The following is a 20212-nucleotide window of genomic DNA, read 5'->3' on the forward strand; positions in this document are numbered from 1 at the left end:
AATTTATAATTGTTATCTGGTACATCACCACGGTGAATATTGCCCCTGTCCTTCCGCACGCTCGACCTCAACCTGCTCAAAGTCTTCGAGGCGCTGATGACCGAGGGCAGCGTCACCCGCGCCGCCAGCGCGCTGACGATGACCCAGCCCGCGGTCAGCAACGCGCTCGCGAGGCTGCGCGACGCGCTGGGCGATCCGCTGTTCGTGCGATCCGGCACCGGAATCCGCCCGACGCAGCGGGCCGTGGCATTGTGGGATCCGATCGGCGGCGCCTTGGAAAGCATCCGCGGCGCGCTCGACGAGAAGGTGTTCGATTCACGCAGCGCGCAGACCGAGTTCAGCCTGTCGATGTCGGACTATGTGGCGTCGCTGGTGATGCCGGCGCTGTTGAACCGCTTTGCCGAGATGGCGCCGACCGCGCGCCTGCGCACCGCGCCGAACACCATCATCGGGATCGCCGACCAGCTCGAGGACAACCGAGTCGATTGCGTGCTGAGCGTGTATGTCAACGAGGCACAGCATCCCGGACTGATCCGTTCGCGTTCGCTGTGGACGGTCGACTATGCCTGCTTCATGCGGCGCGATCACCCGCTTGCGAACCGGAACCGGCTGAACGTGCGCAGCTTCCTCAACGCCAAGCACGTCGATGTCAGCCTCGCGGGCCGGACGGCGCCGACCTACGATCAGTTCCTCGCCTCGCGCGGGCTGTCGCGCAACCTCGTCGCCATCGTCAATCACTACAATGCAGCCTACGAGATCGTGCGGCAGTCCGACCTGATCGCGGTGCTGCCGCGCGATCTCAGCGCGCAGTCCCGCCAGGCACCCCATCTCCATGCGGTACCGGTGCCGTTGCCGGCGCCGCCGCGCATCGTCAGCCTGTTCTGGCACCAGCGCAACGACACCGTGCCCGCGCAGCGCTGGCTGCGCGACACGCTGGTGGAGCTGTTCGCGCGGATGGAATGAACAGGCAAGGTGTGCCCCGTCAGGTCGATGTCGGCGCGGGCTCGATCGATGCCTCGTTCGCAGCCGGCAACGCGCCGCTCCGCGCCAGCGGACGTCCAAAGAGCCGATGCAGCGCCAGATAGCTCACCGCTGCTACGCCGATCCCCGTGAGCCACGACAGATCGACCCCGCCGGTCGCGAGCGCCAGCGGACCTTGCATCGCCTTGATCGTGCCCATCTGGAACGCCCATGCCGCCACGAAGCCGGCAGCAAAGGCGATCAGCCCGGCCCAGTTGAAATCACGACCTCGACCCGGCTTCTCGTAGAGCGACGCGACGTCGATGCGGCCGCGTCGCACCAGGTAGAAATCGGCAAGCGTGACCCCGGCCCATGGGCTGATCCACACGATCAGGGCGACCATGAAATTGTCGAAGGCATGGGCGAAATCTCCCGACTGCAGGAAGCCATAGAGGATCGCGGAGGCGATCAGGCCGGACACCACCGAAATCACCCAGCGCGGCCGCCGCAGATCGAGCGCCAGCGACGACAGCGCCGCCGAGTAGATCACGACGATGTTGGTCGCGATCGGGCCATGGAGCAGCACCAGCAGCACCGGCAGCGCCATGGTGCCGAATGCTGCGATGATCAGCTTCGACGGATCGGAGCCGGCGCCGGCGGACGCGATCGCAGCGCCCAGGAAGGCGAGCCAGACCGTGGGCAGGAACATGCCGAGGAATGTCGCCCGGGACACTCCGGCGGCGCCGAGCGAGGGCCTTGTGAAGCGCGTATAGTCGGAGGCATAGGTGAGCCACGAGATGCCCCAGCCGATGCCGATTGCGGTCATCAGCTGCGTCGCCGCGGCGAATGCCGGCATGCCGGTCACACCAGCGGACTGCCATTTGATATCGACGCGCAGGAAGGCCAGCGCGGTCATGACGGCCATGATCAGCAGAATGACCGGCATGGTGTAGCGCTCGAACACCTTGATGGCATTGAAGCCCCAAGCCGCGATGCCGACCTGGAACAGCATCACCAGCACCGCGATCGCGTATTTGAGCTCGACGCCGTCGCCGATTCCCATCCGCTCGAGCGCGGCCATGCAGAGGTCCAGCACGATCCAGGTGTTGATCGCAACCCATCCCATCGGCATCAGCACCTGCGCGAGCGCCGGCAGATAGGCGCCGCGCCGGCCGAACGCGAGGCGGCCGAGCACCATCTGCGGCACGCCGGTGCGGTGTCCCATCAGGCAGAAGGCGCCAAACAGCGCCGCGCCGAACAGATTGCCGACGACGATGATGGCAAGCGTTTGCAGCAGGCTGAGGCCGAGCTGGATGCCGAGCGCGCCCAGCACCCAGTTGATCGGCGCGATGTTCGCGCCGGTCCAGATCCAGAACTGATCTGATGAAGACGACGTGCGGTGCGCCGCCGGCACCGGCTCAATTCCGTGGGCATCGAAGCCGGCCTCATCCTGCGCCGGAAGCTGTGTCTGCTTGAGCAACATGTTTCCCCCGTTTGTTCCGGCGCATTGGTTTGGGCCGGGATGGGGCATCTGAGCAGCAGGGGGCGATGAGACGATAATGAGAATTCCTCAAGCCGGGTTGAGGCCATATCGAGAGTGAAGTTTGCATTACGGATATGAACAAATCGGGCCGCGACCAGGCCAGCACACCGCGCCACAATGGCGCGCCGCTTCACTGTTGAGATTTTCTCAACTCGCCTGCCGGATTCGTCAATCACGCCGCAGGCGGCGCTCGGTCATTGTGGAGCGGACGCATTGCCCCCAATCAACCGAGGTCAGGGATGACGACACTTCTGCATATCGATGCCAGTCCGCGCGGCGACCGTTCGGTCAGCCGGAAACTCTCCAGATCGTTTGTCGAGCACTGGCTCACGCACGAGCCCGGCGCCAAGATCATCTCGCGCGACGTCGGCCGCAATCCACCGCCCCTCATCACGGAGGCGTGGGTGGCCGCGGCCTTCACCGCGCCCGGCGACCGCACGGCGGAGCAGCACGACGAGCTTCGTCTCTCCGATGAGCTGATCAACGAGCTCGACCGCGCCAATGTGATCGTGATCGGGGCGCCGATGCACAATTACGGCATGCCGGCGGCGCTGAAGTCATGGTTCGACAAGGTGATCCGGATCGACAAGACCTTCAGCTTCGATCTCGCACGCGGCGACTTTCCGCTCGATCCGATCATGCGCGGCAAGACGCTGGTGGTGCTGAGCTCGCGCGGCGAATTCGGCTTCGGCCCCGGCGGGGTGCGGGAGACCATGAACCATCTGGAAACCCATATCTTCACCTGCGCCCATTATCTCGGGGTGCAGGAAAGCCATCTGATCGCGGTCGATTATCAGGAATTCAACGATGAACGCTACCGGCGGTCGCTCGCCGACGCCTTTGCCGCAATCCCGGTGCTGGTCCGGCAGTGTCTTGGAATCGACGGGCCTGTTAATGTCGCGGCGGAATGATGCGCCCGGGCTGCCGGCTGCACGAGGATGATCCGATGATAGAGAATCCCATCCCCTGGCCGAACGGCGCGCGCTGCGCCTGCGCGATCACGTTCGACGTCGACGCCGACAGCCTGATTCACATCGCGCGGCCGAAGGATTCCTTCGACCGGCTCTATCCGATCACCATGGGGCGATACGGGCCGACCGTCGGCGTGCCGCGCATCCTGGAAACCTATCGCCGCCTCGGCCTCAAGCAATCGTTCTTCATGCCGGCCTGGACCATGCAGCGCTATCCGGATGCGGTCGAGGCGATCCTCAGGGATGGCCACGAGATCGGCCATCACGGCTACATCCATGAAGATCCGACGGAGATTTCGTCGGCGGCGCAGCGCGAGGCCTTCGAACGCGCCCTCGCCATTCATGTCGCGATGACCGGATGCAAGCCGCGCGGCTACCGCGCGCCGGTCTACAATGCCAACCAGACCACGATCGACCTCCTGATCGAGCATGGCTTTGTCTACGATTCGTCGCTGATGGCCGACGACATCCCGTACCAGATGCGCACCGCGCGCGGCTCGCTCTACGAGATGCCGCCGCACTGGGGTTCGGACGATTGGCCGCCTTTCGCCCATTACGCGGAGATCGGCTACATGATGCCGGTCAAATCGCCGAGCGAGGGCCTTGCCGCCTCCTTCGAGGAGTTCGAGGCCGCCTATGAGGCCGGCGGATTCTGGATGGGGATCTGGCACCCGTTCCTGACCGGCCGGCTCGCCCGCTGGCGCGTGGTGGAGCGCTGGCTCGAGCGGATCGTTGCCGAGCGCAAGGTCTGGTTCGCATCGCTCGAGGAAATCGCGGCGCATCTCGACGGCCTGGTCAAGGCAGGCACCTACCAGGTCCGCGTCGAGGCCCTGCCCTACTTCACGCAGCCCGTGTCATGACTGGTCCGGGAGCCGCGCGAAATGCGGCGGCCTCCCCGCGCAGCCAATCGATGAACGCCGTCACCGATTTGCGCCGGGCAGCGGTCGGCGCATTCACGAGGCGATAGGCGAAGCCTGCAAGGGCGGGACCGTCGAGCCGGCGCAGCGTGCCCTCGCGCAATTGCTCGTCCACTAGCGCGTCGCTGCACAACAAAGGTCCGAGCCCGCGCTCTGCGGCGTGCAACGCCAGCGGCTCCTCGCTGTACCAGGAGATGCGAAAATGCCGGCCGGGATCATGATCGGCCTCCGCAAGCCACGCCGACCACGCCGGCGAATCCAGCGCGGCGTTCTTCCAGCGGAACGCCAGCAGCGAGCGCGAACGGACGTCGTCGATGGCTGGACGGGCACCGGGCGGACAGATCGCGCTTGCCGCCACCGCAATGTAGCGATCGCTGAACAGCACCGATGACTCGCCGGCGCGGTCGGCGCGTCCGTAGCGAATGGCCAGATCGACGCCCTCAGTGCCCGGCGCCCGCACCTCTTCGGTCGCATCGATGTGGACCACGAGGTGAGGAAACGCCGCGTTGAAGCGCGCGAGCCGCGGCATCAGCCAGCGTTCGGCGAAGGCGCGCGTGGTCGACACCGTGATCGCATCGCCGTCGGCCGGCGGCCGGATCGCGGCGAAGGCGCTGGCCATGCGGTCGAAGCCGTCGCGCAGCATCGGGAACAGCGCATGACCCTCCGCGGTCAACACGACCGCGCGGCCGGAGCGCTCGAACAGCTTGTGTCCGAGGATCGCTTCGAGTTGCCGGACCTGGTGGCTGATCGCCGTCACCGTGACGCAGAGTTCGTTGGCGGCGGCGGTGAAGCTTTCGTGGCGCGCCGCGGCTTCGAACGCGCGGACGGCATTGAGCGGCGGCAATTTGCGCATGATCGGTTCTCCGCGCGGCCGCGTCAGGCGATGAGAAAATGCGCGTCGGTCGGCCGCATGTCGTTCACCGGCACCATGTCCTGCGGACAGGCGGAGAACACGATGACCAGGTCCATCTCGGCACGCAGCGCCACATACTGCCCGGCCTCACTGACCGGCGACTTGAAGTCCAACTCTCCATTGTCGGTGACGGGCACGTTCATGAACAGGTTCAGCGGAGCCGGCGTCACCGCAGCCGGCAGACCGACCGCCTCCAGCGCGTGCGCCAGATTCTGCGTACAATTGTCGTGATGGCCCGCGGCGCCGAGCTGACGATAGCGGTGAATATCGCAGGCCGCGATCAGCGTGTCATGGATTCCCGGCGTCGTGTCGGCAACGAAGGTGAGGATCGCGCGGCGCCTATTGGTCGTCAGCGTATCGCCCACGCGGGGAATGAGCCGCAGCATCGATGCACGGCTGTGCTCCATCGACATGAACTCGCCGGCGTCGCCGGCATTGAAGGCCCAGGTGTCGACCACCTGCTTGCCATGGGTGTTGACCACGGTGACGGTTTCTCCCGCTTTCAGACGGGCCGCCACGCCGTTGCGGGCTGGGATCAGGCGGGCGCGGGTCAGATCGGCGGTTGCAGCGGTCATGTGATGTCTCCTCAAGGCTCTGTCGCGCCATTGGAGCATCGCCGGTCATGTAATTCTAATAATATTAATTGTGTCCATTATAACGTATTCGTATAGTCGTCCCATGCGCCTCAGACAGCTTGAATGCTTCCGCGCCCTGATGCTCCACGGCACCATGACGAGAGCGGCCGAACTGCTCGGCATGTCGCAGCCCGGGATCAGCACGATGATCGCAGGCCTCGAGCACGAGACCGGCCTTAACCTGTTCGTGCGGCGCGGCGGCCGCCTGCAACCCACCCCGGAGGCCAAGCTGTTCTATGTCGAAGCGGCGCGCGCGCTCGAGGCTGCCGAGAACGCGTCGCGCGTTGCCGCCGAGATCAGGTCCGGCCGGCGCGGTCACCTCGCGATCGCCGCCTATCCGAGCATCTCGATCAACCTGCTGCCGCGGCTGCTGTCGCAATTCGCGAAAAATAAGCCGGAGCTGCAGATCAAGATCATCACGCGGAATTCCGCGACCGTCCGGGAGCTGATCTCGACGCAGCAATTCGATCTCGCGGTCGCCGAGCTGCCGCTCGATTATCCGACCTCGCACATGGAAGTGTTCTCATATGACTGCATGTGCATGCTGCCGCACGCGCATCCGCTCGCGAAGCTGAAGCAGATCACCCCTGATGACCTCGACGGCGTCCCGTTCGTGACGTTGTTCCGCGGCGATCCGATCTACCAGCAGCTGGCGTCGGCCTTCTCCGAATATGGCGCACGCTGGAACGTCGTCGCGGAGACGGAATTCTTCTCGACCGCATGCCAGCTCGTCACTGAGGGCCGTGGCGTCGGTATCGTCGATCCGGTGGTGAGCAAGCCTTTCACCGAGGGCCTTGTCGTTCGCCCGTTCAAGCCGAGGATCCAGTACCAGATCGCCATCCTCTCCCCCACGCACGAAGCGCCCTCCCAGGTAGCGCAGGACTTCGCCGGATTGCTCCGGCGCGGGCTGCGGGCGTGAGCATCGGATGGCACCCAACCGTGGATCGTTGCCAGTCCTGAGCGTCTTGGCCAGACGCCGCAGCCTCATGCGGACTGACGATCGCGTGATGTCATGCCACCGCGCGGCCTCGCTTGATCGAGCCTTCTCACGTGCTTGCCGGAGCCCGACGCAAGCGCCGCAGGCCGCGGATCGCATCGCGCGCCGGCACCTCAAGCACGAAATGCGTACCGATCGACACGGCGACAGTCGTTCCGGCCAGCAGGCCGAAAATCGCCGGGGACCAGATGTCGAGCGGGCCGAACCTCGCCATGAACGTGATCAGGATGATGAAATGCGTCATATAGATCGAGTAGGAAATCACGCCGAGGAAGTGCATCGGCTTCGATCCAAGCAGCCGTGAACTGAGCGAATCCTCGCCGGTCCCAGCGAGCACCACGAACGGCCACAGGAACACCGGCATCTGCGGGTTGATCAGCCCGCGATAGGCCAGCAGCACAATGAGCCCGACGCCGCACCAGATCGCGCCGGAAAATCGCGTGCACACGGCATGAAGCCCGTCACGGCGCTGGAAGCTCGCGAAGGCGAGCCAGCCCGACACGAATCCGCAGGTTGCCCGCACCACCGGGACCCAGTAGCTCAGCTGGCTTTCCGGAACGCTCAGACCGATGCTACCCTCAAAATAGTAGCGAGCGAACAGCCAGAAGCCGACAGCGGAGCAAACCACGATGCCGAGAAACCTGGTGGCAACCGTGGACGGTGCGTTCCAGAACAGCAGCACCGGAAATAGTACGACATAGCAAAACCACTCGGCCGAGAGCGACCAGGCCGGCGCGTCCCAGTGCATGCCGGTACCGATCACCGGCCACGCATTCAGCATGGTGAGTTGCAACGCGAAGTCCAGGGCAGCGCGGCCAGCGGGATAGGTGACTGGATCGACCAAGTACGGCCACACGTAGAGCGCGCCGGCGGAGATCAGGCAGACCACATAAAGCGGATAGACGCGGGCAATGCGCGCCGTCAGATAGTCTGAAAAGCGGAATGTCTCGCGGCTGTAGACATAGGACAGCGTGAATCCGCTGAGGCAAAAGAACAGGTCGACGGCGTTGTGCCACATGAACGCGGCGCCGGCATTGGCGGGAAAGGCATTGTTGAAATGAGCGAGAGCAACGGCCATAGCGGCCGCCCCTCGCAGCCCGGTCAACGCCCGTAGCTCCTGCCGCATTCCCGCGCCCTTGCTTCGCGGGTTTTCCCGCGTAAGGGCGAGTGCTTACCACCTCTGGTAGCGACCACACAATTAGCGCGATTGCGGTGTCCACTTAAACTTTAGGTGGAGTGGAACCAGCCGTCCGCCGCAACGGAATGCTCTGCCTGTCACGCGCTGGTCTGCGCCGGGCGCAAGCGTTGAAGGCTCCGGACGACATCGCGCGCTGGCCGCTCGAAGAAACTGCCTGCGAAGACGGCAAGGGTTGTACAGGCCAACAGGACGTAGGTCTGGGCTGACCAAGCATTGGGCAGACCGAACACAGCAAGGTATCCCACGAAGAGGATATAATGCGTCATATAGATCGAGTACGAAATCACGCCCAGAAAATGCAGCGGCCTTGATCCCAGCAGACGCGACGTGGCCGATCCCTGGTCGGTCGCGGCAAGGACGACGAATGGATGGATGAACACCAGCGCCTGCGGATTGAGGAGATCGCGGTATGCCAGGACAACGCCGACGATCAAGATTGACCAAATCAACGCCGAAGCCTGCGTGCAGAAGGTGTAGAGCCCGTCGCGTCGTTCGTAGCACGCGAAGACGACCCAGCCGGCCGTGAAGCCGAAGACCCCCCGGAGAAGAGCGACCCAATAGCTCCATTGGCTGTTCGCATGGTAGATCTGGGCAGTGCCGAGGTTGCCATCGTAGTAGCGCACGAAGATGGAGTATGAGGTCGCCGACAGCACCACGATACAGAGCAGCCTCATTGCTGCCGACCTTGCCACCTTCCGGTAGAGCAACAGCGGGAACAGTACGAGGTAACAGAACCATTCGGAGGATATCGACCACGCCGTCACGTTCCAATGAACGTCGGATCCGATAGGCCAGGCGTTCAGCATCAAGGCCTGAAGCACGAAGTCCGATATCGCTTCCTTGAGCGGGTAGGTTGTTGGATTGAGCTGTTGCGGCACAACAATGGCTGCGCCGGCGATGACCGTGGTTAGAAAGTAGAGCGGATAGATCCTGGCGATGCGAGCCGTGAAAAAGCTCGAGAACTGGAAGTCCTCGCGGCGATAGACGTAGGACAGCGTAAAGCCGCTGAGAACGAAAAACAGATCGACGGCGTTGCCCCACATGAAGGGGGCGTTGGCGTAGCCGGGATAAAATAGCTGAAAGTGAGCAAACGCGACGGCCATCGCCGCCACTCCGCGCAACCCAGTCAATGCCCGTAGTTCCGGCCGCATTGCCCTGCCCGATTTCTGAACTCCACCCCGTTCGATGGATGCTTAGCACCGTGGATCGTATCGGGACAGACAGAGCGATTACGGGGAATTCGGGATGATCAGTTAACCAATTGGCGCATGACGCTAGTGGTGATGTTGGCGCGGATGGGACGCGGGTGCGCGTCGGACACGGCCCGCCTTCGCCCTCCGGGCTTCGGCGTGGCAGCCTTCCCTCACTTCGCTGCGATGGAGTTTTGCTGGCCTGCCTAGCCGTAGCTCGCGAAGCGAGCGGATTTTGCGGACACAGCCCGCCTTCGCCCTCTGGGCTTCGGCGTGGCAGCCTTCGCTCACTTCGCTACGATGGAGTTTTGCTGGCTTGCCGAGCCGTAGCTCGCGAAGCGAGCGAAGCTGGTGGGGGAGGCAGGACTCGAACCTGCGAAGCCATGAGGCGGCTGATTTACAGTCAGCTCCCTTTGCCACTCGGGACACTCCCCCGTCCAACAGCATCAGACCGGCCGCGCGAGTGGCGGCGGACCGGGTCATCGAAATGACGCTGATAACCGGCCGACCCGAAGCGGGTGCGCGGTCGGGCGCGTTTATGGGGGAAGGCGGTCCCCAAAGTCAACCAAGCGGGCCGCCTATTTGGGGGTTAAATTGCCAATATTCGAGAGCCGTGACACAAGCCTCACATGAGCGATCGCGACCGCAGACCCAATTTCCGAGGCAAGGGCGGTAAACCCTTCCAAAAAGGGCCGAAATTCGTCCGCCCGCAGGGCCGACGGGAACGCGAATCCGGTTCCGACGGGCCGGTGATTCTGTACGGCTGGCACACGGTGGCGGCTGCGCTCGCCAACCCGGACCGGCAGATCCGCAAGCTTTACCTCACCGAGAACGCGGCGCGGCGGCTCGCCGAGGAAAACATCGCGACCCGCGTCACTCCGGAGATCGTCCGGCCCGGCGACCTCGACCGGCGCCTCACCCCCGATGCCGTGCATCAGGGCCTGCTGGCGGAGGCCGATCCCCTGCCCTCGCCCGGCATCGACACGCTGGCGCAGGAGGGCATCGTGCTGGTGCTCGACCAGATCACCGACCCGCACAATGTCGGCGCGATCCTGCGCTCGGCCGCGGCGTTTGCGGTGAAGGCGATCGTCACCACCGCCCGGCACAGCCCGGAGGCGACCGGCGTCTTGGCGAAGTCCGCCTCCGGCGCGCTCGAGTTGGTCCCGATGGTGACGGTGCAGAATCTGGCGCGCGCGCTCAACGAGCTGAACGAGCACGGCTTCCAGACCGTCGGCCTCGACAGCGAGGGCGCGGAGGATCTCGGCAAGGTTCAACTGCAACAACCGCTCGCGCTGGTGCTCGGCGCCGAAGGCAAGGGCCTGCGGCAATTGACGCGCGAGACCTGCCGCGTCGTCGCCCGCCTCGACATGCCCGGCGAGATCAAGAGCCTGAACGTGTCGAACGCCGCGGCGCTCGCGCTCTATATCGGCGCCAGCCGGCTCGGCCTGATGGGTTAGCTTGATATCTGGATGGGGCCGCAGCGCCTGATGGGAGCACTTGCGGGCCGAAGGCGCTTGCGAAGCGGCGCCTGCATGATTTCGGAATATTCGAAATCTACCCCTGATTTGCCCGACGTGTCAAGTCGCCCGGTCGAACGCCGCCGCCGCCAGCTCCTTTGCATGGGGTTGTTTTCGATATTTTGGCAGCCCGCACCTGCGGCGGTCGCTTGCGGAGGATGCGGCGCGCCTTCCAGCAGCGGCCCGACTTCAATTGTCAAACGAAGAACGCCCGCTCGCGTCATGCGAACGGGCGTTGCTGGCTTCGACAAATCGCCGGATCAGTAGTAGCGGCGCAGCACCGGATGGCCGTAGCGGTGCGGCGCGTAGCCGTAGCGATAGCCGTAGTGCGGACGGTAGGGCCGGTAGGAGTGACGGTAACCGTAGTGACGGTAGCCATAGTGGCGATGACCGTAATACGGACGGCCATAGCCTTCGCGGTAGTACGGGCGCGGCGCCCAATTGCCCGGGCCGGTGTAGGCCGGTCCCTGGTTGACGTAGTAGTACTGCTGCGCCGTGTCGGGATAGGCGGCATCCGGGTCGGGCAGCCGTTCGACCGCGCCGTAGCCGCCGTAACCATAGCCGTAGCCACCACAGCCGCCGCAGCCGTAGTTCACGACGGGCGCGGAATAGCCGCACGGGTTGAAGCCGCACGCCATTGCGGGCGCGGTCACCATGACGGCCACGGCCGCAATCAGTCCTTTGATCATCTGACGCATTACTCTCTCCTGCAAATCTTGCCTGTAGGTCTTGTTGTCGTCGCGTAGCTCTTGGTGGCTATGAAGGGCCCTCTGTCCGAGGGCTCCTGATTTAGGGGCCTCTCGGTCGCGGTGGCCGCATCGGCGGGCCCGGCAGCGGCCGCGGCCCATTGAACTGTGGCGCATAGATCACCGGCGGCGGATCGACCGGCACGTTGGACTGCGCCGGCAGCGGCGCGGATTGCGCCCCCCACGATTGGTGATAGCTCTCGGCCGGCTGAGGCAGCCGGCGGTTGGCCGGAGGCTCGATCTCAAGGCGGCCATAACCCGGCATGCGGCCGAGGCTCGGATAATAGTGGCCGACATTCGGCTCGGGACTGATCGGTCGGCCGCCATAGACGGTCGGCACCAGCGAGTCGTTGCGGGCAAGCCCCATCGCGCTCTCGACCACGGCGTAGGTCGCGTCGACGCCATTGATGATGATGGTCATGCCGGGGCGCACGGGCACGACGATGTCGAAGCCGCCGCCGGCCAGTGCCGTCGAGGTCGTCGCAGCCAATATCGCCAGCGCAAGACTTGCGCGCATGTTCACCCAGCGCCCCGAATTGTTCCAGCTGCAGCCTAATCCAACGGCTTGGCGGAAGGGTTAAGGGCGCAGGCCAAACTGCCGGTAAGCCTAACGCGTAAGCATCGGCATCCGGTCAATGCGGCCGAGCGGGATCAGAAATCGTTAACGGCCGCCCGGGCGAGGCGCAGGGTCAGGTGAAGGCGTTCTCGATGATCGAGTGGATGCCGATCGCAATCGTGACCGCGCCGACCGCCATTTGCAGGCCGCGATTGGCCCAGGTCAGCCAGCGCGCCGAGGCCGCAAGCGGCACCGCGATCACGCTCGACAGCACGCCCATGCCGATCATCGAGCCGACGCCGAACAGCGCGACATAGCCTAGCCCGATCGCAGGGCTCGGCGCCTGCGACACCGTCAGCACCAACAGCGCCGCCGAGCCCGCCATGCCGTGCATCAGGCCGACCAGCAGCGTGCGCCAGCGGAAGCCGTGCGCGTGGCTGTGCACGACACTGACATGCGGCCCGGTCTCGCCCGCGTGGCTATGGGCGTGGAAGTGCGTGGTGTCGCCGTGCGAATGGCTGTGGAAATGCACGCGGTCGCGCCACAGCCGCCACCACACATGCGCGCCGAGACCGACCAGCATGACGCCGACCGCAGTCTCGATCGGCTGCGAAACCGTTTCGGGGATCGCCCGGCCGAGCAGGATCGCCACGCCGGCAAAGATGAACAGCGTCAGCGTGTGACCGAGGCCCCAGGTCAGGCCATGCTTGACGATATCACCGACATGGCTGCGGCGCGCCGCGATGCTCGATACCGCCGCGATATGATCCGGCTCCAGCGCATGCTGCATGCCGAGCAGAAAGCCAAGACTCAAGATTCCGAACATCAATCCCCCGCGCCAGCGTCGACATCAGATCGAACACCGCTGTACATGCAATTCCCGTCAAATCCCAATGATCCGGAACGCATCATGCGCGAGAGTTGCGGAACTTCACACTGGTTTGAACGCAGGCCAAGGCCGCGTCGGAACAGGCACGGCGCGGCGAGATTAGCCCGTCACAACGACGAGAGGAGACCTTGCATGACACAGCTCAAGATGCGTGGCGCCCTCCTGGGCGCAGCAGCCGTGCTCGCCTCGGTACTGGCCGGCCCCGCGATGGCGCAACAGACCATCGGTACCGCCGCGCGCTGCTCGAATGCCGACCCGAACGCGCGATGCCAGACCATGGCACCGGGCACCACGCGCACCACCTATCATCAACGCACCTATCGGCGGGATCGCGACTGGCAAGGCAGCTACAACCGGTATGACGGCGGCCCCGCCGGCGTCGCGGCCGCCGTGGTCGGCGGCGCGGTCGGCACGGCGGCTGCGATCGCGACCGCCCCGTTCGGCGGCCCCGACTATTATGGCCGCGCCCCGATGGGCAGCGCGGAATATGTGCGGCAGAATGGCCTTGTCTGCACCCCCGGCACCTGGTTCCGCGGCAGCGATGGCCGCCAGCACCCCTGCCAATAGCTCAGGCGTAACGTTGACGGCGCAACAGGCGGCCTTCGGGCCGCCTTTTTGCCGCCTGCCGGTGGAAGTGAAAGGGCCGTCGGAGCTGCCGGGTTCTGGCCCCCAGGTTCTGGCTCTGGCCCGCCAAGTCTGCTATGCGAGCGCGCAAATCATTCCCATGTCGCCGGCTTAGCTCAGCGGTAGAGCAGCAGTTTTGTAAACTGAAGGTCGGGGGTTCAATCCCCTCAGCCGGCACCAGCCCTCCCTCCATGCTAGCCCGTCGCACGCGCCGTCGAACGGCGGTTTGCAGCGCGGTCTGCACGCCTTGGCGTTGGACAACCAGGTCGCGGAGGCTTGCGCTTACGGAAAACATTCCGCAAAATTGTGGAACAACCAGCCATACGCGGATTTCGGGCAGGTACCGGATGACGGAAAAGCAGCTGCGGGCGAGAACTTCTTTGCTGAAGGCAATGCTGTTGGTCTCAGCCCTGCTGATGGGCTACTCGGATCTCATCACCACCAACGAGATATTGCAGCGCGGAATGGGCGAACTGAACCCGATCATGCGCTTCACTCAGGAATGGATGGGTGAATGGTGGCTGATTGCCAAGCTGGGCCTGACCTATCTCGTGATGTGGATGCTGTGGCGCGGCAAGAGCGAACGCCAGATGGCCTATGTGGTCGCCTTCATCGCAACGCCCGTCTACAACAATCTGATCATCCTCGCAGGCTCCAACTGAGCCGGCCTGCGCTTCGACGCCGGTAACGCCGCCTGGGCCTCATTTGCCGGCACTCTCGATGTTACGGCTATCACATCCCGTTGATATTTGGAAACATGTTCGGCAGGCGCGGCCGAGGATAGCGTTGGACAAGGCGCCCGAACTCGCCCTACCCTTGGTGCATTGCGACGATAGAGGCTGCCAGGCGCTGTTCTGACGATGGACTGGTCGTACTATCTCGTGGGTGCGGCGGTCGTGCTGCTGCTCATCGCCTATCGCCTGCATGGCGGGCTGTTCAGGAAGGATTCGCTGCAGGACGAGAGGCTGAATCGGCTGATCGATGAACGCATCGAGCGCATGGACCTGAAGCGCGAGAAAAAGTACGACCCGTCCCAGCCATGAAGACTGGGCGGCGATGCCTCGTCGCGTGGATCTTCAGTCCAGCGAGATGGACCGCCGGCCACGGCAGCCCCGCCAGCTCGCGGGAGAAAACGGCAGCTCCGCGGACGGCGACGAGAGCTTTGACGCGGGTGCTCTGGCTGCAGTGTGGTTCTTCGATGCTGCTGCCGACGCGGTCCGCTGCTGCAGATCTCGCGATGATCCCGTGAATGCAGACCGTCCTGCCGCGGATGTTGCCTTCAAACCGAAATGCCTGGGCATCGAGTCCTCCATCCGGGTTTTTTGCGGCTCACGCCGAGCGTCGTCCCGAGGGCCAGCCGAGCACGTATTTCCGATTCACTCAAAGCGCTACGCCTGATTGCCCACGACGTACAGGGGGAGCCGTATTCATCCGGTGTTCCGCACCGGCACGTTCAATCAAGCACAGAGGCCGCTTCCCAAGGCGCGGGTTGGATCACCCAATGCCGGACGCTCAATTGAACGAGAGACATCATCACGCTTGCGCGCATCACGTCGTGGCGGGCGATCGCGACGGAGCCCTTGTGGAATCCGTCCCGCAGTGTACGGTTCCGGTGCCTCTACCTCTGGGTACAATGTCAGTACCGTGATCCGCGGCAATTGCACGCCGGAAATTTGTTTTATGCTTTGCCGCTTCCCGCCACCGCCTTTCCAGCAAAGGCTCCCCGCAATCTGTTGCGCCGAAGACGTGCTGCGATGTGCCGTACTCCGGTGCGCCGGTCGGCTCTATCACGACTAGCGCAGGGCTGATCGGGCCCGCCCCGGAGAGCCGCCGAATTTTCAGGAGAAGATCTTGCGAACCACCTTTGTTGCCGCGCTTCTGCTTGCCTATTCGTCGACCGCCTTCGCCTTCCCCGTCCAGTGCACCAGCCAGTTCGGCTACTCGGCCGCGTGCTGCGCGGCTTCCTACAAGCGGAAGCCGGAAGGCGGGATGGACAATGGCCAGCGCCACGCCGAATTGCAGGCATGTACCGGCAAGCAGAAAAAGACCAGGTGATCATAGCGGTGTTCAGGCGCGGCCGTTGCGGCCCGCTCAATCGCAGCAACGTATCGGGCTTTTTCTGACGTTCGCGGTGACGGCACCTGCCGGCACAATGTAAGCATGTAAATTGTAATTTTTTCAATCTTAGAGGATATTCATGAAATTGCTTTCGGCTGCCTTTGCCTTGACGATTTTCGCCGGATCGGCCGTTCTCGCTGGATCGGCGCTCGCCGAGGAGCGCAACGATTCACCGCAGGCGCTGGCCTGTATGAAGAAGTACGGCTTCACGCTCGAACAGTGGCGCGCCTATCAGGTGCCGGCCTCGAAGGCCGGCCCCTACCGGCTCTGCCGTGACAGCGGCGGCCGGGCCGACGCCGGCAAGGTGAAGGCCAAGTGCCTCGCCCAGGCCGGCGTCACCGCCGCACAGTGGAACGCGATGAAGGCCAGCGAGTCCCAGGGCATGGCCTACAAGGGCTGCATGGCGGAGAACGGCATCAACGTCACCGTTCGACGCCGCAATGGTTCAAGCTTCTGAAGGCGGCCATGAAGATCGCACTGGCCGTCGCCTTGCTTGCCATCGGCTGCATCCCGGCAGGCGCCGCCGGGTGGACATGCTCGGCACCCGGACTGGTCTCGGGGTCGTACGATGGCGGGGATACCGCCTACATCCACCTGACCGGCTTCTCGACCGGCAACAACTATCCGGTTGCGAAGAAGGGTACCCGCGCCACCGGCACGACCAAGAACGGCACCCGCTTCGTCTGCACGCAACGTTAGACCACTTCACCAGCCCCGACCGGCTCGATCCTGTCGCCGATCAGGCCTTCTTCATCCCTGGGAGTTACCATGAGATCGCTGATCCTGCTTGTCGCCTTCGCCGCCACCATTTCAGCGGCATCCGCCGAAACTGCCGTCGAGCGCCAATGCGCATCGGGCAAGTGCACCTGCTCGTACATCGCCTCGACCTGCAAGACCTGGAATCGCACCCATGGTGGCGATCTCGCCGTCTGCGACAGCTACCGGCAGAGCTGCTTGCAGAGCGGCCGGTGGGACGACAGGAACCGCCACATCGATGTGGTGGTGAAGCGCTGAGGCGTCCAGCTCCCGAACCGGCCCCGCACACCGAGGCCGGCCGCAAGCAGCACCCGCCGCACTGCGCCTTGGCAGGAATCGTGGGATCATCCCCGTAGCTTCACCCATCCCTCGTCTTGCTTCTGTCCTTGCGGTCCAAAACGGGGTATGCAGAATGCGGGATGGGACTCAGCCAATGACCTATTTGATCCTTGCCCGGGATGGCACCAGCCAAATCGTGCTGAAGCGCGACAGCGAAGATGCGGCCGAGAAGAAGGCACGCGAGCTGAAGGAGATGGGCTGGTTCGAAGTCGAGGTCCGCGAGGACAAAGCAGGGAACGCAGCCGCGTCTGCGCTGACCGGACGTTCCCAGACCCTCCAATGACGCCTTGATGAACCTTTGCCGGATGGCCCTTACACATGTGTGAGGAGCCCACCATGTCCGACACAGCACATTACCGCTTCCAGTCCGATCAGGCGCGGCGGCTGGCCCGCCAAGTCACCGACGCCGCGGTGCGCGAAAAGCTGCTCGAAATGGCCGAGGAATATGGCCGCTACGCCGACCTGATCGAGGCCCGGAGCGCCGAACCGGCGCCCGTCGAGGCGGTGACCGCCCACTAAGGCTGCCCCATCCCGCTCACGGGTCGCGGTCAGGAAATTCACACGCAAGGGACACGGTTGGAAGCACTCGAGGGCATCCTCTTTCTGCTCGGATCGATCCTGGGCCTGCCGATCCGGCGGTTTGGCCGGTGGCTGGATCGGCAACCGCATCGCGCCCCGTCGCAGATATCGACCCTTCACAAGATCGGCCGCCTCGCGCTTGCCGGGGCCATCACCGCCGCGATCCTGGTGCCGCTCGGCTGGCTCACTTTCTGATCGGGGCGCCCAGAGCATCGGCCCCTGAAGCACTTCCTCAAGGCCGCGGCCAAACTGCGAAAGCACCTTGAGGATTTGTTCGGAACATTATGCGCCCTCAAGCGATTTTCCCCGCATGAGGCTATGCGAGGCCAACCGCAATTTACTGCTTCTGGGCAGCTTCACGCTGCTCAGCCTGGCCGCTGCCGGCATCGTCGCCCTGCTCGATCCGGCACCCGCGCCGGCCAACACCGCGCCCCGGTCCGCTGCGAATCAAGCGCCGGCACATCGCCAGGCGCCGGTCCGGATCGTCGGTACCCCGTTCGTCCCGAACACCAATCCCCGCCAGCGCTGACGGTGCTCCCGCCCCGGCAATGTCACAATTATGTCACCGCACCTGTGAAACAGCCGTCTTCGTCAACCATCATGATAGCCGGCGCTTGATTCCGCGCGGTTGCTTTGCTGGAATCCGCGCGCTCAAGGTGCGCCATGAAGTGGATGAAAGAACGCGATCTCCTGATCGCGCAAACAATGGCCTTCGTACAGTCGGTGAAGGGCAAGCTGCCCGACGCCGAGGTGCCGGCGCCTGCCCAGCGGACCGCCGCGACGCCCGCCCCGCAGCCTGCCGCCCCGGCGACCGCCACCGAGGCAGCCTTCGAAGCAGTCTTGGAGACAAAGGCCCCTCTGGAGACAAGGGCGCCTCTGGAGACAAAGGCGGCCTCGGAGACAAAGGTCGCGCCGGAGCTCAGGCCTGCAGCGGCCGAGGCCCCCAGGGTCGTCATGCCGCCCCCGCTTCCGGTGCCGACCGTGCTCGAGGGCCTGCCCCCCGCTCCGTCGCCCCTGGCGGTGACGGTCGTCGAGGTCCCGCCGCCGGAGCAGCCGCCGCATTTCCCGAAGCTCGACATCCGCGGCGACTTCGGGTCCGAGGTGCGGGAACGGGTTGCCAATTTCCGCGCGCAGCAGCAGCGCTTCCTGAAAGAGCGCGAGGAATACTGCACCACGACCATGGCCAAGGTCCGCGCCGCGATCCGCGACAACAGCGAACTGCCGCGCTCCGGTAAATAACTGGCGCCCCTTCTCCGAACCGTTCGTCGACTCTCAGCCCTGCGCGCCCGACTTCAGCGGCTCGGTCAGGAAGCGTCCGCCCGATTGCGTCAGCGCCGGCTCTTCCACTGCGAGAGCAGGCTGCTGCCCTTCCAGCATCGAACGCAGGCCGGCCACCGCCTGGGTCATGCGTTCGGCGAATTTGCCCGCAGCACCATCGACGAAGGCCTTGTCCTTCGGCTTCGGCTTCGCGATCCGCAGCTCCAGATGCGTCGTTCCGTCCGGACCATCGAGAACGGCGCGGGTCATCACGATCCGCGGCGCGCCGGGAATCGGAAGCGTGATACCGACCGTGAAGTAATCGTGCGGGCGCCAGTCGAGCGTCTCCTCGACATTGGTATGCTTGCCGTGCGCGCAATGATTCCGTGTGCCGACACCGCGGCGTCCCTTGCCCGAATGCTCGACGATGTCGTCGGCGTCCCACCATTTGCGCCATTGCCCGGGTACGGTGAGAAACTCCCACACCACCTGCCGTGGCGCGGCGATGTCGAACTCCAGCACGGCACAGGCGTCGGCGCGCGTCACCTCCGTGCTCGTCTGCGCATCGTGCTGCTGCCACGCGGCTTCGAGATCGCGGACCCACAGCGTCACATCGCCGATGATGTCGATGGTTTCCTGATGCGGCACGAGACCCTGCGCCACCGGATCGACGCCCATGGCGCGGATCGCCGCATCGCTGTAGAGCGCGTAAGCGCGTCCGCCGACCTTCTCGCCAACCGTGTTCTTGAGCAGCCGGTGGACCAGGATGACATCGCGCCCGGCGAGTTCTTCCCGGCCGCCCATCTTCTGCTTCACCATCTCGCCGTGATGGATGACGAACTTGAAATCGAGATCGCCCATCGCGACGCAGGCCTTGCACTCGCACGTCGAGGCCTGGCGAACGTCGCGCAAGCGCCGGCGAAACTTGAAATAGGCGCCCTCGATCGCATCCTGCAGCAGCGAGCCGTCGATCGTCTCGGCGGTGGTGTAGACGAACGCAGCGTCGCCCTCGAACTTGGCGAGGCGAAACGGCGGGCGCAGCCCCTTGACCACCGCGTCCATGAAATCGGCGATGATATCCTGAGCATGGTCGAGTTCGACCGCGGCGAGGAAGTTGGTGTAGCCGGAAATGTCGGCAATCGCGAAATATGCCGCTTCAGCTTTCGGAAGCATCAAAACCTCCAGCGCAACCGGTTCACGCCATACGCGTGGATGCGCAGTTGTCATATCCCGCCGCGCGGTCCAGGGCCACGATTATCGTTGCTTTCCGATGCCGGACGCGCTGGATTCCGGCATCGCACGGGCCTGTCCCGGCGAGCCTGTCAACATCACGGCGCGGCGCTTCAAGGCTGATCCGGCTGTCTTGTGGGCGATGCGCTGCCAACGGGTTCACCCGATCGCCCTGAGCGACACCACAGAGGGGAAACAACATGAAATTCGCTTCTGCCGCCGCATTGGCAGTTGTTGGCTGCCTTGTCGGCTTCAATTCCGCAAACGCGCAAGGAGC

Annotated in this window: 26 protein-coding genes and 2 tRNA genes; 18 read left to right on the forward strand and 10 right to left on the reverse strand. The window is 64.4% G+C overall.

The annotated features are described in order from the left end of the window. Positions 1–39 precede the first annotated feature (39 nt). Positions 40–963, forward strand: coding sequence for a LysR family transcriptional regulator (locus tag AKN84_RS12125; RefSeq protein WP_050420932.1), 924 nt, complete (start codon positions 40–42; stop codon positions 961–963). Positions 964–982: 19 nt separating this feature from the next. Here AKN84_RS12125 and AKN84_RS12130 read toward each other — a convergent pair whose 3' ends face one another. Beyond that, positions 983–2443, reverse strand: a complete 1461-nt coding sequence (locus AKN84_RS12130; RefSeq protein ID WP_050420933.1) for a purine-cytosine permease family protein — start codon at positions 2441–2443, stop codon at positions 983–985. A gap of 299 nt (positions 2444–2742) precedes the next feature. On the opposite strand from AKN84_RS12130, the gene AKN84_RS12135 reads away from it, so the two are divergent. Both AKN84_RS12135 and AKN84_RS12140 read left to right on the forward strand, forming a co-directional pair. After that, the gene (locus AKN84_RS12135; protein WP_050420934.1) at positions 2743–3414 is read left to right on the forward strand and encodes an FMN-dependent NADH-azoreductase; all 672 of its coding nucleotides are present in this window, start codon (positions 2743–2745) and stop codon (positions 3412–3414) included. A 35-nt stretch (positions 3415–3449) separates the two neighbouring features. Beyond that, the gene (locus tag AKN84_RS12140) at positions 3450–4334 is read left to right on the forward strand and encodes a polysaccharide deacetylase family protein (protein ID WP_050420986.1); all 885 of its coding nucleotides are present in this window, start codon (positions 3450–3452) and stop codon (positions 4332–4334) included. Here AKN84_RS12140 and AKN84_RS12145 read toward each other — a convergent pair. Next, the gene (locus tag AKN84_RS12145) at positions 4315–5244 is read right to left on the reverse strand and encodes a LysR substrate-binding domain-containing protein (RefSeq protein ID WP_050420935.1); all 930 of its coding nucleotides are present in this window, start codon (positions 5242–5244) and stop codon (positions 4315–4317) included. The genes AKN84_RS12140 and AKN84_RS12145 overlap by 20 nt on opposite strands. 23 nt (positions 5245–5267) lie before the next feature. Beyond that, positions 5268–5879, reverse strand: a complete 612-nt coding sequence (locus AKN84_RS12150; RefSeq protein WP_050420936.1) for a DUF1989 domain-containing protein — start codon at positions 5877–5879, stop codon at positions 5268–5270. 103 nt (positions 5880–5982) lie between these two features. On the opposite strand from AKN84_RS12150, the gene AKN84_RS12155 reads away from it, so the two are divergent. Next, complete coding sequence (locus AKN84_RS12155) at positions 5983–6858, forward strand: LysR family transcriptional regulator (protein ID WP_050420937.1); 876 nt, start codon at positions 5983–5985, stop codon at positions 6856–6858. Between the two features lie 127 nt (positions 6859–6985). On the opposite strand, the gene AKN84_RS12160 is transcribed toward AKN84_RS12155, so the two are convergent. From AKN84_RS12160 to AKN84_RS12170, 3 genes are all read right to left on the reverse strand, one after another. Continuing rightward, a complete protein-coding gene (locus tag AKN84_RS12160; RefSeq protein ID WP_050420938.1) occupies positions 6986–8062 on the reverse strand; it encodes an acyltransferase family protein in 1077 nt (358 codons plus the stop codon). Between the two features lie 149 nt (positions 8063–8211). Further along, positions 8212–9285: an acyltransferase family protein gene (locus AKN84_RS12165; RefSeq protein WP_050420939.1), complete on the reverse strand. Its 1074-nt coding sequence runs from the start codon at positions 9283–9285 to the stop codon at positions 8212–8214. 388 nt (positions 9286–9673) lie between these two features. Beyond that, positions 9674–9759: transfer RNA gene (locus AKN84_RS12170), tRNA-Tyr, on the reverse strand. Positions 9760–9953: 194 nt separating this feature from the next. On the opposite strand from AKN84_RS12170, the gene rlmB reads away from it, so the two are divergent. Further along, positions 9954–10781, forward strand: a complete 828-nt coding sequence (gene rlmB / locus AKN84_RS12175) for a 23S rRNA (guanosine(2251)-2'-O)-methyltransferase RlmB (RefSeq protein ID WP_050420940.1) — start codon at positions 9954–9956, stop codon at positions 10779–10781. Positions 10782–11101: 320 nt separating this feature from the next. On the opposite strand, the gene AKN84_RS12180 is transcribed toward rlmB, so the two are convergent. The 3 genes from AKN84_RS12180 to AKN84_RS12190 form a co-directional block, all read right to left on the reverse strand. Beyond that, positions 11102–11539, reverse strand: a complete 438-nt coding sequence (locus AKN84_RS12180; protein ID WP_193399649.1) for a hypothetical protein — start codon at positions 11537–11539, stop codon at positions 11102–11104. Positions 11540–11630: 91 nt separating this feature from the next. After that, positions 11631–12104, reverse strand: coding sequence for a hypothetical protein (locus tag AKN84_RS12185; protein ID WP_050420988.1), 474 nt, complete (start codon positions 12102–12104; stop codon positions 11631–11633). A 172-nt stretch (positions 12105–12276) separates the two neighbouring features. Beyond that, the gene (locus AKN84_RS12190) at positions 12277–12969 is read right to left on the reverse strand and encodes a HoxN/HupN/NixA family nickel/cobalt transporter (RefSeq protein ID WP_050420941.1); all 693 of its coding nucleotides are present in this window, start codon (positions 12967–12969) and stop codon (positions 12277–12279) included. 195 nt (positions 12970–13164) lie between these two features. Here AKN84_RS12190 and AKN84_RS12195 point away from each other — a divergent pair, with 195 nt between their 5' ends. The 13 genes from AKN84_RS12195 (at position 13165) to AKN84_RS12255 (ending at position 18687) form a co-directional block, all read left to right on the forward strand. Next, positions 13165–13599 (forward strand): hypothetical protein, encoded by a 435-nt coding sequence (locus AKN84_RS12195; RefSeq protein ID WP_050420942.1) that lies wholly within the window; start codon positions 13165–13167, stop codon positions 13597–13599. A gap of 162 nt (positions 13600–13761) precedes the next feature. Then, a tRNA-Thr gene (locus AKN84_RS12200) sits at positions 13762–13836 on the forward strand. 167 nt (positions 13837–14003) lie between these two features. Then, positions 14004–14318: a DUF5658 family protein gene (locus tag AKN84_RS12205; RefSeq protein WP_128970697.1), complete on the forward strand. Its 315-nt coding sequence runs from the start codon at positions 14004–14006 to the stop codon at positions 14316–14318. Between the two features lie 198 nt (positions 14319–14516). Further along, positions 14517–14699: a hypothetical protein gene (locus tag AKN84_RS12210; protein WP_050420943.1), complete on the forward strand. Its 183-nt coding sequence runs from the start codon at positions 14517–14519 to the stop codon at positions 14697–14699. An 808-nt stretch (positions 14700–15507) separates the two neighbouring features. After that, on the forward strand, positions 15508–15711 hold the full coding sequence (locus AKN84_RS12215) for a hypothetical protein (protein WP_050420944.1): 204 nt from the start codon (positions 15508–15510) through the stop codon (positions 15709–15711). Between the two features lie 142 nt (positions 15712–15853). Beyond that, the gene (locus tag AKN84_RS12220) at positions 15854–16231 is read left to right on the forward strand and encodes a hypothetical protein (protein WP_050420945.1); all 378 of its coding nucleotides are present in this window, start codon (positions 15854–15856) and stop codon (positions 16229–16231) included. Between the two features lie 8 nt (positions 16232–16239). Continuing rightward, positions 16240–16473, forward strand: coding sequence for a hypothetical protein (locus tag AKN84_RS12225; protein WP_050420946.1), 234 nt, complete (start codon positions 16240–16242; stop codon positions 16471–16473). 69 nt (positions 16474–16542) lie between these two features. Further along, the gene (locus tag AKN84_RS12230) at positions 16543–16788 is read left to right on the forward strand and encodes a hypothetical protein (protein WP_050420947.1); all 246 of its coding nucleotides are present in this window, start codon (positions 16543–16545) and stop codon (positions 16786–16788) included. Between the two features lie 175 nt (positions 16789–16963). Then, positions 16964–17152 (forward strand): hypothetical protein, encoded by a 189-nt coding sequence (locus AKN84_RS12235; protein ID WP_050420948.1) that lies wholly within the window; start codon positions 16964–16966, stop codon positions 17150–17152. 53 nt (positions 17153–17205) lie between these two features. Then, complete coding sequence (locus AKN84_RS12240; RefSeq protein WP_050420949.1) at positions 17206–17388, forward strand: hypothetical protein; 183 nt, start codon at positions 17206–17208, stop codon at positions 17386–17388. Between the two features lie 57 nt (positions 17389–17445). Continuing rightward, entirely contained in the window at positions 17446–17643 is a 198-nt protein-coding gene (locus AKN84_RS12245; protein ID WP_050420950.1) for a hypothetical protein, read from the forward strand. Between the two features lie 115 nt (positions 17644–17758). Then, positions 17759–17977 carry a hypothetical protein gene (locus AKN84_RS12250; RefSeq protein WP_050420951.1) on the forward strand — a complete coding sequence of 73 codons (219 nt, stop codon included), beginning with the start codon at positions 17759–17761 and terminating at the stop codon, positions 17975–17977. 134 nt (positions 17978–18111) lie between these two features. Then, positions 18112–18687 (forward strand): hypothetical protein, encoded by a 576-nt coding sequence (locus AKN84_RS12255; RefSeq protein ID WP_050420952.1) that lies wholly within the window; start codon positions 18112–18114, stop codon positions 18685–18687. A 33-nt stretch (positions 18688–18720) separates the two neighbouring features. Here the strand turns inward: AKN84_RS12255 and AKN84_RS12260 are convergent, their stop codons facing one another. Next, positions 18721–19878, reverse strand: coding sequence for a DUF2652 domain-containing protein (locus AKN84_RS12260; protein WP_050420953.1), 1158 nt, complete (start codon positions 19876–19878; stop codon positions 18721–18723). Between the last annotated feature and the right edge of the window lie 334 nt (positions 19879–20212).

The sequence above is a fragment of the Bradyrhizobium tropiciagri genome, assembly GCF_001189845.1.
Taxonomy (GTDB): Bacteria; Pseudomonadota; Alphaproteobacteria; order Rhizobiales; family Xanthobacteraceae; genus Bradyrhizobium; species Bradyrhizobium tropiciagri.

Coding starts and splice junctions, on each gene's coding strand:
- AKN84_RS12130 (WP_050420933.1), bottom strand. CDS start 2,443: ATGTTGCTCAAGCAGACACAGCTTCCGGCGCAGGATGAGGCCGGCTTC.
- AKN84_RS12135 (WP_050420934.1), top strand. CDS start 2,743: ATGACGACACTTCTGCATATCGATGCCAGTCCGCGCGGCGACCGTTCG.
- AKN84_RS12140 (WP_050420986.1), top strand. CDS start 3,450: ATGATAGAGAATCCCATCCCCTGGCCGAACGGCGCGCGCTGCGCCTGC.
- AKN84_RS12145 (WP_050420935.1), bottom strand. CDS start 5,244: ATGCGCAAATTGCCGCCGCTCAATGCCGTCCGCGCGTTCGAAGCCGCG.
- AKN84_RS12150 (WP_050420936.1), bottom strand. CDS start 5,879: ATGACCGCTGCAACCGCCGATCTGACCCGCGCCCGCCTGATCCCAGCC.
- AKN84_RS12155 (WP_050420937.1), top strand. CDS start 5,983: ATGCGCCTCAGACAGCTTGAATGCTTCCGCGCCCTGATGCTCCACGGC.
- AKN84_RS12160 (WP_050420938.1), bottom strand. CDS start 8,062: ATGCGGCAGGAGCTACGGGCGTTGACCGGGCTGCGAGGGGCGGCCGCT.
- AKN84_RS12165 (WP_050420939.1), bottom strand. CDS start 9,285: ATGCGGCCGGAACTACGGGCATTGACTGGGTTGCGCGGAGTGGCGGCG.
- rlmB (WP_050420940.1), top strand. CDS start 9,954: ATGAGCGATCGCGACCGCAGACCCAATTTCCGAGGCAAGGGCGGTAAA.
- AKN84_RS12180 (WP_193399649.1), bottom strand. CDS start 11,539: ATGCGTCAGATGATCAAAGGACTGATTGCGGCCGTGGCCGTCATGGTG.
- AKN84_RS12185 (WP_050420988.1), bottom strand. CDS start 12,104: ATGCGCGCAAGTCTTGCGCTGGCGATATTGGCTGCGACGACCTCGACG.
- AKN84_RS12190 (WP_050420941.1), bottom strand. CDS start 12,969: ATGTTCGGAATCTTGAGTCTTGGCTTTCTGCTCGGCATGCAGCATGCG.
- AKN84_RS12195 (WP_050420942.1), top strand. CDS start 13,165: ATGACACAGCTCAAGATGCGTGGCGCCCTCCTGGGCGCAGCAGCCGTG.
- AKN84_RS12205 (WP_128970697.1), top strand. CDS start 14,004: ATGACGGAAAAGCAGCTGCGGGCGAGAACTTCTTTGCTGAAGGCAATG.
- AKN84_RS12210 (WP_050420943.1), top strand. CDS start 14,517: ATGGACTGGTCGTACTATCTCGTGGGTGCGGCGGTCGTGCTGCTGCTC.
- AKN84_RS12220 (WP_050420945.1), top strand. CDS start 15,854: ATGAAATTGCTTTCGGCTGCCTTTGCCTTGACGATTTTCGCCGGATCG.
- AKN84_RS12225 (WP_050420946.1), top strand. CDS start 16,240: ATGAAGATCGCACTGGCCGTCGCCTTGCTTGCCATCGGCTGCATCCCG.
- AKN84_RS12230 (WP_050420947.1), top strand. CDS start 16,543: ATGAGATCGCTGATCCTGCTTGTCGCCTTCGCCGCCACCATTTCAGCG.
- AKN84_RS12235 (WP_050420948.1), top strand. CDS start 16,964: ATGACCTATTTGATCCTTGCCCGGGATGGCACCAGCCAAATCGTGCTG.
- AKN84_RS12240 (WP_050420949.1), top strand. CDS start 17,206: ATGTCCGACACAGCACATTACCGCTTCCAGTCCGATCAGGCGCGGCGG.
- AKN84_RS12250 (WP_050420951.1), top strand. CDS start 17,759: ATGAGGCTATGCGAGGCCAACCGCAATTTACTGCTTCTGGGCAGCTTC.
- AKN84_RS12255 (WP_050420952.1), top strand. CDS start 18,112: ATGAAGTGGATGAAAGAACGCGATCTCCTGATCGCGCAAACAATGGCC.
- AKN84_RS12260 (WP_050420953.1), bottom strand. CDS start 19,878: ATGCTTCCGAAAGCTGAAGCGGCATATTTCGCGATTGCCGACATTTCC.